Genomic DNA, 14,935 nt, shown 5'->3' on the forward strand with positions numbered 1-14,935 from the left:
CGATGGATCAGAGCTTACATTCAAGGAGGGATTGATAGGAAATGAAGCGTAACCGCCGAATCATGATTCAGATTTTATTGGGATTGATACTTTTAACTACTTGTATTCCGATGTTACCAATCGCTGCATTGGCAGGTACTTTGCCGCAATATTGGAGTGCGTCTGCCATCAAATGTACCGATGCGGCTTGTCCCGCGCTTTCGAATTACGATGCCAATTATGTTAACAACCTCATTTCATTGAGAACCGCCAGCGGCAAGTTGCAGTCCCAAGGTGACACCATGTATGCGACGTATACACCAATTACTGGAGACTTTACTGTTACCGCGAAAGTAAACAACTTTAAGAATCAACCTTCGAACGCAACGGATACCTCGGGTTCGGGAGCGTTAAGCTATCAGAACAAAGCATTGCTATTTGTCAAGAAGTCGATCGATCCTAATGACGCAAATGCAAGTTCGATTTCTCCTTCAATTATGCTTTCGTTTCAGCCGAAACAGTCGACGGAGGTGAATTCCTCCAATGCATTGAAAAATAGCAGCTATGTATATACATGGCAAAACCATGTGACATCCGCGACTTCCGCAGGAAACGTCGGAACTGCCGTGAGTGAAACCAATCAACTCGCTGGTTATCCGATCTTGATGAGTGATTTAAGCACAAAATCGCTTTATTTTAAGCTGGTGAAGAGAACGGATCCAGTTAGCAAGAACAGCACTTATTTAACGTATATATCTAATGACGGTACGAATTACGGCAACGGAACCACGACCGGTACAGCACTATATTCATTTACGGATACCAACAATGCTGTTTTTGGTACCGGCAGTGTGTATATCGGGCTCGGGGTAGATTATGGCACGGTTGATTTTAGCCAAGTGACCATTGTGGATTCCTTTGGAAATACCGTGTTTCCAAGCTCGTTGTCTGCTTCGACGCCAACCGGGTTATACACGATTGCCGGCAATACAAAGGCGACAATTGGATGGACTGCGGTAACAGGGGCTGCTTCCTATAACGTGAAACGGAGCACGACGTCTGGGGGACCTTATCAGCTCATTTCAAATGTGACAAGCAACAGTTATACCGACTCGAATCTATTGAATGACACTATCTATTATTATGTGATTAGTGCGGTAACTGGGAATGGAGAAAGTCCGGATTCGCTTCAAGCTAATGTCACTCCGGTTTATTCGCCAGACCCGCCGACTGCCCCTACAGGACTGAAGGGTACGTCAAGGGATAGTCAAGTCAGCTTGCAATGGGGTGCCGTACAAGGATCGGATAGTTATAATGTACTGAGGAGCAATGACGGAGGAGCTACATATACGAATATTGCCCTTGGCGTAACAACAACGAGTTATACCGATTCTGGATTGACCGACGGAACGAACTATACGTACGTGGTTCAATCCAAAAATATTGGCGGAGTAAGCGGGAATTCGACACCACTGCTGATTGCGCCTGTATCCACGTTTGCTAGCCCAATGAGTCTTGTCGCAGTTTCGGGCAATTCCAAAGTAGATGTAAGCTGGAATACGGTAACGGGTGCAACCTACTACACGGTGAAGCGGAGTACATTGTCGGGGCGGTCTTATTCCATCGTTGCCAGCAATGTGACCACGCCTGCCTTTACCGATACGACCGTTGTCAACGGCAGCGCGTATTATTATGTCGTATCTGCATCCAACGCTCAGACGGAAAGCATGAATTCGAATCAGGTAAGTGTGACCCCTTTCAATGCTCAACCCGGTTCTCCTCCGACTCCGCTCAATGTAGCAGGTGAAGCGGGGGATAGTGAAATCGGTCTGACATGGAGTGCGGTTGCCGGTGCTGTGTCTTATCATGTAAAACGTGCCGCCTCGATCACGGGTCCATACGCGACAATTGCAAACTTAACCGGAACGAGCTATTCGGATAGTGGTGTTACGAACGGAACCACCTATTATTATACAGTTTCCGCCGTCAATGAGAGCAGCGAGAGTGCCGACAGCTCGGCTGCGATAGCTACACCTGCGCATGTCATCGTAGTATCGAAGGACGGTACGGGGGATTTCACAACGGTGCAAGCGGCCGTCGATTCGATTCCGGGAGGCAATACGACCAGACGGGTCATCTATATCCGCAATGGTGTTTACAACGAGAAAATGAATGTACCTGGCACGAAACCGTATATTAGCTTCGTAGGGGAAAGCAGGGACGGAACGATTCTGACCTACAATGATTATGGTAATGCTGTAGGTACTAGTAACAGCTACACGCTTTCCGTTTCAGCGAATAACTTTACAGCCGATAACTTGACGATCCAGAATACGGCGTTCAACAGAACGGCTGTAGGTCCATCTGTTGCACTTTATGTGACTGCAGACCGGGTTGTATTTACCAATGTACGACTTGCTGGATTTCAAGATACGTTATACGTAAACTCCGGCCGTCAATATTATAGAAACGCTATTATTGAAGGCGATGTAGACTGGATTTTCGGAAATGCAACCGCCATTTTTGACAATTCGGAAATAAAGTTTGTCGGTAATGGTGGTGGGCATACGACAGCGGCCTCTACGGATCAGCTTGTCACTTACGGTTACGTTTTCCTGAATTCCAAATTGAGTCGAGGCACGTCCTCACTGAAAAATTCAGTAACGGTCGGAACCTGGGATCCATCTTGGGATATTGACAACAATATTGCCGCTACCAACGGTACCGTGGATTTAGGCCGACCTTGGAGAGCATACGCCAATGTGAAGTACATTAACACTTGGATGGATGCGCATATTAAAGCGGTTGGCTGGGATAACTGGGGGAATACGGCTAACGAATCAACCGCGCTCTATGGGGAATACAACACCACCGGACCTGGAGCGAACCCCAAAGGCAGATATAAGTGGACAAGTCAATTAACATCAAGTGAAGCCAATCAATATACCGTACAGAATGTGTTCAAAGGATCGGATGGATGGGACCCGACTTTAATCGGCGTCGTTCCTCAGAAGCCTCAATCGGCCAAACCAGTTTCCCCTACCGGTTTAACTGCGGTCTTAGGCTATTCGCAAATTAACATAGCATGGAATGCGGTTGCTGGCGCTAAAACCTATTCGGTTTATCGCAGTTCGACCGCTGGAGGTCCTTACACGAAAATTGCAACAAGCCTTACTGCAACCGGATATTCGGATACCTCTTTAAGTCAGGGAACGACGTATTTCTATAAGGTATCCGCTGTCAATGACTCTGGTGAAAGTGCTTCTTCAAATGAAGTGGCGATTTCAAGCGTAGGGACCTTTGATCGAAACACTGCTAATCAAGCGGATCTCTTCGTGGCCGTGCAAGTTCCTGGGGAATCCGTTACCGGTCTTGCTAATGGCACGTATCAGCTGGTACCTACGACGGACTTCAGTGTGAACGGAAATTTGTATACGATTAACAAATCCTATTTGGCTCAGCTGCCGATTGGAGCATCCACCTTAACGTTTACATTTAATTCTGGCAACACGCTGGCTTTCGCTATTCAAGTTGTCAACACGACATCGGTTCCAAGTCAAACGATTTCGAATGTACCGGCACTTCAGCTTTATACCATTGAAGGCGTTGCGCCTTATCTGCCAAGTATCGTTCCTGTAAATTTCACTGACCAAACGGAGAAAGCCCTGAGTGTAACCTGGAGCAGTGTCAGCCAGACACAATATGCATCGGCCGGCAGCTTCACGGCTCAAGGGGTGATAACTGGAACCAACGTTCCGGTGACTGCGAATGTAACCGTTCAAGCGCTGAGTTCCGTAGGTGCAGTCACAAGTGGAACCGACCTTCAATCCTATTTGACGAACTTGCCGTTCGCCATGCCTTCGTTTTTGCTCTATTCGTATCCGAACCAGGACTTTAATATTCAGGATTATGGTGCGGTTGGCGATGGCGTGACGAAGAATACAGCCGCGTTTGCGAATGCGATTGCAGCCGCTGCGAATGCAGGCGGAGGTCGGGTCGTAGTACCGGCGGGCGATTGGTTGACTGGACCGATTCAGATGAAGAGCAATATCAATCTCCATCTGGAGAATGGCGCCAAAATCCTCTTTAGTCCTGACTATAGCGATTACACGCCAGGCTCCACGAGATATCAGTCCATGCTCTTGGCAACAGGGCTCAGCAATATTGCCATTACTGGTAATGGCGTGATTGACGGAAACGGCCAGTACTGGCGTTATTTGAAAAAATCCAAGCTCACCGCAGGTCAATGGACGTACATGTTGTCTTTGGGCGGCGTGGTAAGCGCAGATGGAAGCATGTGGTATCCGTCTCAACAAGCCGTAGGCGTTGGCCGACCTCTGATGCTTGATATAAATAATAGCTCGAATGTTCTTATCGACGGGCCTACCTTTACGAATTCACCGCAATTTGCTACAAGCTTCACGAGCGATCAATACCTCGTCATTCGAAATGCAACGGTAAACAACGATGCGTGGAACCAGAATGGCGATGGCCTGGATGTCACTTCTTCACAAAACGTAGTTATGTACCATAATACGGTTAATGCCGGGGATGATGGGATTGGCATGAAGTCCAGCAATGACCCAAGCCCGTCCACCGCCTTATCGAATGTCGTCGTTGCCGATAATATCGTATTCCGTGGCCACGGAGGATTGTCGATGGGTAGCAACACTTCCGGTGGCATTAACAACCTTGCGGTTAGAAACAACCAGTATATCGGAACGGATGCCGGCATTAACATCAAAAGTTATGTAGGTAACGGCGGACCTATCGAAAATATTTATATCGATGGCATTCATATGCAAAATATTGGTGGAACGGCTATTAGTATAAGTGATTTCTATAATGGCCATGACGCTGTGTTGGATAATGCCCAACTTGGCGTAGATCGACGGGTTCCTGAGATTAAAAACATTCATATTAGCAATGTTACGGTTGACGGAGCTGATCAAGCAGTGAATATTGACGCGCTTGTTCATGTACCTGTTCACGATATTGATCTGACTAACGTGAAGATCAAGTCTACGACTGGCTGGGTATCTACCAATATGGCGAACGTTCAATTGAATAATGTTCAAATTACGCCTTCTGGTGGGGCACTCTACACATTAACCAATGCTTCTAACGTATTGTTTAACAATGTCTTAGTTCCTAGAGGTACGAGTACTTTTATCCATTTGGAAGGAATCGCAAGTAATATTCAGATGAAGAATACAGATTATTCGACAGCCGGAGTTCCATTCCAATTAGATCAAGGGATTAGTCCAGGGGTAATCAAAATTCTTGATTCAGGAATTGTGCAAGTTCCGAAAGCACCTACCAACCTTAGTCAATTAACAGGCAATTCCCAAGTGCACTTAGCTTGGGACACCATAGCAGGAGCGACTTCTTACAACGTGAAGCGAAGCACATCTAGTGGTACGGGGTACCAAACGATTGCTACTGTTACTGGAAGCACGTATACAGATGTTGGACTGAATGCGAATACCTATTATTATGTTGTAACAGCAATGAATACGGCTGGGGAGAGCGGTCAATCAAATGAGGTAGTTGCCACTATTGCCATTACATCTGCCGGCTTGCCAGTAGCCAATCTAACAGGAGCAGCGTCCGGTTATGTTGGCCAAAACTTAAACTTCTTTTATGGGTTAAGCATGGATGCCAACAGTGTCTACTCTGCTGTATATGCGCAAGACTTGACGTTCCAATATAACCCGAATCTTATTCATTTCGTTTCTGCGGAATCAATGATCCCTGGACTTTCCGTAGTAAGCGTGGATAATGATTCGACTGGGAAAGTCAGAATCTTACTCGCAAGTCTGAACTCAGGACTTCGTACAAGCGGAGATATATTGAAATTGATCTGGAAGGCTGCAGGGTTGGATCAGCCCGGAGAGGCAACGACACTCATTTACTTAAATCGTATTGTCATTGCTGACGAAGTTGGGACGGAAGCGACGATAAACAATACATTTGCATCCCTGCAGCTAAAGATTGATAAAGCTTTATTAGTCAGTAAGATTGCTGCAATGTCAGTTCTGAATGCCGATCACTACACGCCAACCTCTTGGACGGTGCTGCAAGCGTATTTAGAATCTGCAATTTCAGTAAATAACAGTACGGTATCCACGCAAAGTCAAGTAAATGCAGCTATAACGAATCTGCAAACAGCAGAAGATCTCTTGGAAACCGTCTCCTCCAAGGCTGCGTTAAACTCGAAAATAGCTGCTGTGAGAGCCATGTTGATTTCTGCATCGATTGGTGAAAGATGGGGGCAATATTCCCAGAGTGAGGCAAATAGGTTGGACGCTTCCATCAGCAGTCCGGTCCTTGTGTTAAATAATCCAAATGCCGATCAATCAGCAGTGGATCAAGCTGTGACTAATTTAGATCAAGCGCTGCAAAGGTTCTTGAGTTCAATAAATACAAAAGCCAGTATTGGTGATTTGGCCATTATTTCTGCTAACTACGGTATGACTTCAGTTAGTTCATCTTGGACTCAAAACAAAAGATACGATATTAATCAGGATAACAAGTTGGATATTGTTGATCTGGCAGCAATTGCGAGGAAAATATTAAGTCATTAATTTACTTGGCGAGTCTAAATCCATAGTGAGGCTCGCCTCTTTTATAAAATTGTTAAATCTTTTAATAAAAACAAACAATATTTGAATTATTTCTTATTTAGTTGAACCTATTTTTGGCTTATTATTAATTAGAAGTGTCTGCTTTCACATCGGTCCTTTGCCATAAATGCGGCTTTTCCATAACAGGGGAGCTGCATTTTTTTAGTAACAGTTATTAGTAATTAATGCTATCTTTTTCTAGGTTTAATTTGGTACATTGATGTAAGCTGCGGAACAATTGGTGGTCGATGTGGCGTTGACCTGAGGAGATGGCAAATTGAAAAGTAATGGATGGAGATTTGCAATTACGGCTGCTTTGCTGACCGGAGTCATATTGACTGGTTATGCGGTAAGTTACTTTACTTCCAACCCAAACGACCAGCCTAACCATAGATTGGCCAAACAGACGACGATTGTATTTTGGGCAAGTGCCATTACGCTGGAGAGGGAAGCATTCTGGGAAGAGGTCGTGAAGGATTTTATGGCCAAGAACCCAGAAATTAAGGTTAATTTATTAGGAATTCCCGGAGATTTAAACGCTTACAACAATAAGGTGAATGTTGCCATTGCCGCTGGTCAAGCTCCCGACATCATGAATAATTTTACAACTGATCTTGTATCACGTGGCGTACTGGAACCACTCGAAAAATATTTTGACAATTGGGATGGTAAAAATAAAATTACGCCTCGATCGATTGCTTCGGTCAAGTCTGCTGATCCCAAGGACAACAAACTTTATGGCTTGCCATACGGCATATTGCCATGGATGATGTGGATCCGGCCAGATTGGTTGAAGGAACACGATTTACCTTTTCCAGAAACATGGGATCAGTTTTTTGACGACGCAAAGAAGCTAACCGATAAGTCCAAGGGGCACTACGGTTACGGAATTCGAGGCGGAGCAGGAAGTGCTAGCACACTGGAGATGCTCATGTACTCGTATTCCGGCATCACGAATTACTTCACAAAGGATAGCAAGGCGACGATTAACGATCCACTGCATGTTCAATTCCTGGAAAAGTATTTGGGGGGATTTAATGTTTATACACCCGAAGACGATTTAGGAAAAGGGTGGACAGAATTGGCCGCGTCATTTCAGTCGGGTAAGGTAGGTATGATATTCCACAACTTGGGCTCGTCCAGCAGTCATGAAAAAAGTTTCAATGGTGATCTTTCAAAACTAGCAGCAGTCCCTTTCCCGAAAAGTGTTAAAGGGTATAGCGTCCATCCAGACGTAACGCCATCCGTTATGATGATGCTAAATTCTTCTAAGAATAAAGATGCTGCGTGGAAGTTTATGACTTTTTTTGTCACCAATTATAACAATGCCTATGGCAAACTGTACGGAGAAATTCCACCAAATTTAGATGCCATCCAAGCAGATTGGATACAGAATACCCCCTACTTTAAGATGGGTGCTGAGCTAATGTTGTCTACGGCAACAAAGTTTACCGATAATCCTATCTATTTGCCGGGCTACACAAGTATTCAGAAGAACATGGAGCCTCTGATTCAGAATGTCATGACAAAGAAAATGAGCGCCAAAGAGCTGCTGGACAAATGGGCAAAGCAATTAGAGGATGAAAAATTAAGATTTGAAACTACGATTCATAGAAATGAGTTCGGAGGGACTTCATGATTTCATTGATAACAAGAAGCCCAATTAGGATTAAATTGCTGATGTATTTTTTACCTATTCTGATTTCTTCTGTCGTTCTCACAGGACTATTCTCTTACTTATCTTCTGTGAAACAACTGGAGAACAACGCTTATTATTTATTGAATGATACCGTCGAACAAACAAAAACTTTTCTAGATGATAAATTTAATACCGTATTTGAACAGCTTGTGCTCATTGAAAACAACGCTGCCTTCCGAAATATTTTGGCCAACAATGGCCAGTTAGTGGAACAGCATCGCTATGACGATATTATCGATCTTCAAAGGCAATTTGCGGAATCCTACGAGAATAACTTTCAGATGATTGACTCCATCTATGTGACTTTTAATAATGGTCGTTCTTTCAATTTGCAAAAGGATTTCGTTCCCAGACATGTAGGAATTAATTTGAACGCGTGGATGTCCCAATATGCACGCAGTAATAATCAAGGTGGCTATTATTGGTTGAATCGGCATGAGGATCATGTGTTTGACACGGTTGAAAAAAGAAATGTGGTCAGCTTATTTAAAATCATTGGCAATAAAGAGTCTGAAGTAAACGGTGTTGTACTGTTCAATATGCGGGAAACTTTTTTACTTCATATTTTACGGAATGTGAAAGTTAGTCCCAATGGCGTACTAGCTTTAATTAGTCCAGATGGCATTATGTATTCTAAAGAGTTGGCTTCCGATTTTACGATTAATGAGAAAGCTATTCGAGATATTCAGAGTAGTTCAGAACCACAAGGTAGCATAGTAGAAAGTAGTACAGCTAATCATGAAATGATGATTAGATATTCTACATTATCTTTAAATAAATGGAAGCTGGCAGCTATTGTTCCCGAAAGTGATATTTTAAGCAATGCAAGTCAAATTAAATCGATCACATTAAGCATTGTGTTAATCATCTTATTTGTTTGTATTATCGTCGCGACCATCTTTGCTAGCAGCCTTTCAAATCCGATTCGTTTTCTATCCAAACAGGTTCAAAGGGTTAGTCAAGGTGATCTGAAAGTCAGTTTCCGTTTAGAAGAAAAAAATGAAATAGGTGTTTTGGCCAAAGGTCTCGAAAGCTTGGTCGAATCGGTTCAGGAGTTGCTGCAAAAAGTGAAAAACGAGCAAGAGCAGAAGCGGCAAATTGAATTGCTTGCTCTGCAATCCCAAATTAAGCCTCATTTTCTGTATAATACGTTAGGCTCGATTAAGCATCTTATTGATTTGGGAGAAAAAGAGAAGGCTTCCACCATGGTGAGCGCGTTAACCCATTTTTTTCGAATAGGGATAAGCAAGGGCCGGGAAGTGATCACGATTGGTGAAGAAGTGGAGCACGTTAGAAATTATTTACTGATCCAAAATATACGCTATATCAAAGATTTTGAATTTGAAATTGAAGTCGAAGAATCTATTTTGCATTTTCCCATTATGAAGCTGACCTTGCAGCCCATTGTTGAGAATGCCATCTATCATGGTATTAAAAGTAAACGAGGCCGTGGGATTATTCGAATCACGGGGAGCAGGAAAGGGGATTATGCGGTGTTGGAAGTTTTTGATGATGGGGCCGGCATGAGTGGAGATAAGTTGCATGAAATTCAAACGTCCATCCAAGCACCGACTGTTCAGGAGGTGCCTGTTACATTTGGGCTTCGAAATATTTATTTAAGGCTTGTCCTTCAATTTGGCAGCAGTTGCGAGATGACATTAGAAAGTCGCGAAGGGGAATATACCCTTGTTAAGCTTTCTATTCCTTTTACAAATAGGGAGGAATACATCCATGTATAAGCTGGTCATCGTAGATGACGATGAGTGGATCAGAGAGGGAATGCGACGGAACATTCCATGGGAGCAAGAACAGATCCAAGTAGTCGGTGTTGCTGAGGATGGTAAAGTGGCATGGGACCTTGTTCAGAAGCTCAAGCCTGATATCTTGCTTACAGATATCCAAATGCCATTCATGGATGGATTACAGTTAGCAGAGCTAATAAAAGATCATGGATTGGATACGAAAGTCATATTTTTAACTGGATATGACGATTTTTCTTATGCCAAGCAAGCAGTCCAGTTGCAAGCATCCGATTATATCTTAAAGTACGAAGATAACAACAAAATCTTACAAGCTGTTGTGAACGCGGCTAACAGACTCCATGTGGAAAGAAAAGTGGTCTTAAAAGAGAAAAAAAGCCAAGGGCTGATCATCAACCAATTCTTTAGTGATTTGATCGCTGGCGTGGGAAACGACGATACCATCGAACGAGACAGCCAATTACTGGAGGTGTCCTTTTGCGGGAACACTTTTGCTATGGGTAGTATTGATATGGGCAGTGTGAAAAGGTATCTTAAGCCTAATAAACCTGAAGATTTGGAACTGCTTTTATTTTCGATGAAAAATCTGTGTACGGAAGTGCTAGAAGCACAAGAAATGGAGGAATGCCAAGTTCAGGTTATTCAATATAATCACCGCATTAACCTCTTATTTAATTTCGCGGAGGCCATTTCTGATAACTGGAGACTTGTTGTAGAGCGGGTATCTAGGACAATTATTGCATCTATTAACCAATACCTCAAAATAACAGTGAACATTGGCATAGGCAGCTTTGGGGAGGGTTTCAGACACATTGCTTTATCTTACGAGGAAGCATTGATTGCTGTACAAATGAAAGGCATTTTTGCAGCTCAAGATGTTATATTTACCGATCAAGTTAAGCAATCGAATAGTTCGCATCATTCTCTTATTAAAATTATTACGGATTATATTGATGTTCACTATCAAAATGAGGATTTGGATTTGAAAGAAGTTGCTGAAAGGGTTCATATCACCCCTTCCTATGTCAGTACGCTTTTCAAAAAATATAATGATATTAATTTTAGTGATTATGTTATTCGTGTACGTATGAAAAAAGCCAAGGAATTGCTCGTTCATACTAGCCTCAAAGCCTATGAGATTGCTGAGAGTGTGGGCTATCCCAACACACAATATTTCAGTGTAACATTTAAGAAATATACAGGTTTAACCCCAATGGAATATAGACAAAATCACCGTCAATAAGTCGTCGTTTATAGAGCTGGAATGAAGTCAACGTGGTTGACTTCATTCCAGCTTTTCATTTAAAAAAAACAAACAATCTTCTATAAGATATCTTATTTAGAAAAAAACGTGTAACACCTATGATAGAAGAGAGGTGATCATATGAAAATACAGCAGCTGGCTTCGGAAGGTCCCGTCAGCACAGTCAAAAAAAGGAGAACACGGTTAAGAGGGGATCAAGCACTACCCTTTTTCCTAATTGCTCCAACGCTAATTCTAATTGCGGTTATTATGGTTTTTCCAATTTTTCGTGTATTTGAATTAAGCGTGCAGCACTATGATTTAACACGGCCCCAAGAATTTGGATTCGCTGGGCTGGCCAACTTTAAGCATATTTTGTTCGAGGACAAGATGTTTTTTGGAACATTAGGCGTTACGGCAAAGTGGGTTGGCATTGAAGTTGTGCTTCAACTCGTCATTGGCTTATTTGTTGCCTTATTGCTCAATCAAAGCTTTCGATTAAGAGGATTAGTACGTTCACTCGTTTTGGTGCCTTGGGCCGTATCGGGCGTCCTGACGACCATGTTGTGGACGCTGATGTACAATCAACATATTGGCATTATCAATGATGTTCTAATGAAGCTTGGGGTCATCCATCAAGATATTGCCTGGCTGTCTAATACATCAACGGTCTTCGGATCCATTATCGTAGCGGAATTATGGAGAGGGATCCCATTTTTCACAGTGACACTGCTGGCATCTTTGCAGTCGATACCAAGCGATGTCTATGAGTCTTGTGAAGTTGATGGTTGCGGCAAAGTTAGAAAGCTGTTTTACATCACACTTCCCTATCTGAAAGAAAGCATCGTATTCGCAACACTGCTAAGAGCGATCTGGGAATTTAATTCCATCGATATGATCTTCACAATGACGAATGGTGGCCCGATGAATATGACAACAACACTTCCCATCTATATGATGCAGACGGCAATTTTAAAAGGCAACTATGGATATGGTTCAGCCATTGGTGTAATCACTTTCTTTTTTCTAATGATCTTTGTTTTGATCTATTTGAAGCTAAGCAGGAGTGGACAAGATGATTAAATTCAAAAAGGCGATTTCCTCATTGACGTTATTTTATATCCCTATGACTTTCACCCTTTTGTTTGTCTTGTTTCCTTTTCTTTGGGCAGTTTCCACCTCACTAAAAAGGGAAAGTGACATCATTAGCGCTACGATTCATTATATTCCGAGTCCAATCACCTTCGATAATTTCGTAAAAGTATGGAGTGTGAATAAGTTTTCGGTATACTTTATTAACAGTTTATACATTAGTATCATAGCTGTTGTGTTCATTGCTATTCTTTCCATTGCTAATGGGTATGCCTTAAGCAGATATAAATTCATGGGAAAGAATGTTTTTATGCTTATACTTCTTAGCACGCAAATGCTGCCGGTTATCTTATTTGTTATCCCTTTGTTTCTCATCTTTAAAAATATGGGATTAATCAATACGCCATATGCCATCATTCTGTTTTATATCGTATCTCAAGTTGCTTTTAACACTTTGCTTATGAAGGGGTTCGTTTCCAGCATTCCGAAAGAAATTGACGAGGCTGCCATGGTCGACGGAGCCGGTAGACTCCGCATCATAGCGACGATTATCACTCCCGTCATCCTTCCGGGTATTGTTGCAACAGCTGCATTTGCATTTATTGGTTGTTGGAATGAATTCATAGTTGCCTTTTCTTTCATTACTTCAGCGAAGAAATTTACAATTCCTATCGGACTCAAGTTTTTAATTGGAGAGTATAGCGTTGAGTATGGATCGCTAGCGGCAGGGAGCATAATTGGACTAATCCCGCCTATCCTTCTTTTCATGTATATTCAACGATTCCTGGTACAAGGGCTTGCTGGAGGTTCGGTTAAAGGTTAGTTTATTACAATTGAAAATTGGCTCTGTGCGTGGGAAAGTAAACGCGCAGGGCCTTTTTTAAACATGTAGTGTATCAAATTTGACTAAAGGAGATGCTCACAAATGAATGACTTAAAACGTACGATAAACGAACAGCCCTGGATTTCAGATCAAGGTGACGGAACCTACATGAATCCCATCCTGCACGTGGATTATTCGGATCCGGATATGATTCGTGTTGGTGAGGATTTTTACATGACAGCATCAAGTTTTGGACATATCCCGGGATTACCAATTTTACACTCGAAAGACCTTGTTAATTGGAAGCTTATCCATCATGCAATTCCTAAGATGAATCTGAACGGTTATGATGTTCCTCAACATGGGAATGGCGTATGGGCTCCTAGTTTTCGTTACCATGAAGGTAAGTTTTGGATTTTTTATGGCGATCCAGACGTTGGAATTATGATGACGACTGCAGAAGATCCCGCTGGTGAATGGACGCAACTGCACCTGGTGAAAGAAGGGAAAGGTCTGATCGATACCTGCCCTTTTTGGGATGAAGACGGACAAGCTTATCTCATTCATGCTTACGCTCACAGTCGAAGCGGTATTAAACATAAGCTTCGGATTTGCAGAATGTCAACGGATGGGAGACAGCTTTTGGATGACGGGCAAATTGTTTACGATGGTACAGAGACGCATCCTACGCTCGAAGGCCCAAAGCTGTATAAACGTAATGGTTATTATTACATATTTGCCCCGGCTGGAGGCGTTGCAACAGGATGGCAGACGATCTTCCGTTCGACTACGATTTGGGGTCCTTATGAGGATAAAATCGTACTTCATCAGGGTAATACCCCTATAAATGGGCCTCATCAAGGTGGCTGGGTCGAATTGGAATCAGGGGAATCCTGGTTTGTACACTTCCAAGACAAAGGAGTCTACGGTCGAGTTGTGCATCTTCAGCCTGTTCATTGGGTAGATGACTGGCCGCTGATGGGTGTACGGAGAGAGGGAGAGCTTATAGGTGAACCGGTACTAATGTATAAGAAGCCTAATGTGGGTGCAGAGTTCCCCGTTAGCATACCAGATGCATCGGATGAGTTTAATACTCCTAAGCTTGGGCTTCAATGGCAATGGCAGGCTAATCCTCAAGAGGATTGGTACAGCTTGCATGCACATGAAAGTTATATCCGGCTGCAGGCTGTTTCGAAGTCTTCTGCAAAAAGCTTATATGATGCACCGCACCTACTCCTGCAGAAGTTTACTGCCCCAGCATTTGAAGTAACATGCAGATTCGACGCTTCTGGATTAGTGAATGACGATTTCGCCGGTCTGATCGTATTCGGATATCGTTATTTATATCTTGGCTTGCGCAAAAGCGATTTCGGATTTGAGCGTAAGTCGCTGACTCTATTTATGGCGAAAGGTGATGATAACGGGGAGGAGGAGGTGTGGTCCATATCGTTAGAGGATACAACGGATATTGTTTTAAGAGTCAAAGTGGGAGAAACTGCGAGTTGTTCCTACAGCTTCAGCCAAAATGGGAGTGACTTTCAGGCCATACCATTAGAACCTTTTATGGCAAGTGAGGGGCGATGGGTCGGTGCAAAAGTTGGCCTGTTTTGCTCAGGTGAAGCCAATGGGTTTGTAGATGTGGATTGGTTTCGTATTTCGAAATGACAACTCGTTTTAATTTGAAAAATGGCGTATAAAAAAGGAAGACAGCCA

The 14,935-nt window shown here is 43.0% G+C and carries 7 protein-coding genes; all 7 read left to right on the top strand.

Annotation, left to right across the window (positions count from 1 at the left end; translation table 11 throughout):
* The first annotated feature begins 41 nt into the window (after positions 1–41).
* The 7 genes from AC58P7_RS09055 to AC58P7_RS09085 all read left to right on the top strand — a co-directional run bounded on the left by AC58P7_RS09055 (position 42) and on the right by AC58P7_RS09085 (position 14,887).
* Positions 42–6,566: a pectinesterase family protein gene (locus AC58P7_RS09055; protein WP_497341937.1), complete on the top strand. Its 6,525-nt coding sequence runs from the start codon at positions 42–44 to the stop codon at positions 6,564–6,566.
* A 316-nt stretch (positions 6,567–6,882) separates the two neighbouring features.
* Positions 6,883–8,244 (top strand): ABC transporter substrate-binding protein, encoded by a 1,362-nt coding sequence (locus AC58P7_RS09060; RefSeq protein ID WP_497341939.1) that lies wholly within the window; start codon positions 6,883–6,885, stop codon positions 8,242–8,244.
* On the top strand, positions 8,241–10,043 hold the full coding sequence (locus tag AC58P7_RS09065; RefSeq protein ID WP_497341941.1) for a sensor histidine kinase: 1,803 nt from the start codon (positions 8,241–8,243) through the stop codon (positions 10,041–10,043). The genes AC58P7_RS09060 and AC58P7_RS09065 overlap by 4 nt, the downstream gene beginning before the upstream one ends.
* Entirely contained in the window at positions 10,036–11,307 is a 1,272-nt protein-coding gene (locus tag AC58P7_RS09070; RefSeq protein ID WP_497341943.1) for a response regulator, read from the top strand. The genes AC58P7_RS09065 and AC58P7_RS09070 overlap by 8 nt, the downstream gene beginning before the upstream one ends.
* A gap of 141 nt (positions 11,308–11,448) precedes the next feature.
* Entirely contained in the window at positions 11,449–12,390 is a 942-nt protein-coding gene (locus AC58P7_RS09075) for a carbohydrate ABC transporter permease (protein ID WP_497341945.1), read from the top strand.
* Positions 12,383–13,222 (top strand): carbohydrate ABC transporter permease, encoded by an 840-nt coding sequence (locus AC58P7_RS09080; RefSeq protein WP_497341947.1) that lies wholly within the window; start codon positions 12,383–12,385, stop codon positions 13,220–13,222. The genes AC58P7_RS09075 and AC58P7_RS09080 overlap by 8 nt, the downstream gene beginning before the upstream one ends.
* Positions 13,223–13,324: 102 nt before the next feature.
* Positions 13,325–14,887: a glycoside hydrolase family 43 protein gene (locus AC58P7_RS09085; protein WP_497341949.1), complete on the top strand. Its 1,563-nt coding sequence runs from the start codon at positions 13,325–13,327 to the stop codon at positions 14,885–14,887.
* Positions 14,888–14,935: the final 48 nt, after the last annotated feature.

The sequence above is a fragment of the Paenibacillus sp. J22FR5 genome (assembly GCF_059691975.1).

What these genes read in the sequence shown, in the direction of transcription:
- AC58P7_RS09085 (WP_497341949.1), top strand. Translation starts at nt 13,325, where the DNA reads ATGAATGACTTAAAACGTACGATAAACGAACAGCCCTGGATTTCAGAT.
- AC58P7_RS09075 (WP_497341945.1), top strand. Translation starts at nt 11,449, where the DNA reads ATGAAAATACAGCAGCTGGCTTCGGAAGGTCCCGTCAGCACAGTCAAA.
- AC58P7_RS09065 (WP_497341941.1), top strand. Translation starts at nt 8,241, where the DNA reads ATGATTTCATTGATAACAAGAAGCCCAATTAGGATTAAATTGCTGATG.
- AC58P7_RS09055 (WP_497341937.1), top strand. Translation starts at nt 42, where the DNA reads ATGAAGCGTAACCGCCGAATCATGATTCAGATTTTATTGGGATTGATA.
- AC58P7_RS09070 (WP_497341943.1), top strand. Translation starts at nt 10,036, where the DNA reads ATGTATAAGCTGGTCATCGTAGATGACGATGAGTGGATCAGAGAGGGA.
- AC58P7_RS09080 (WP_497341947.1), top strand. Translation starts at nt 12,383, where the DNA reads ATGATTAAATTCAAAAAGGCGATTTCCTCATTGACGTTATTTTATATC.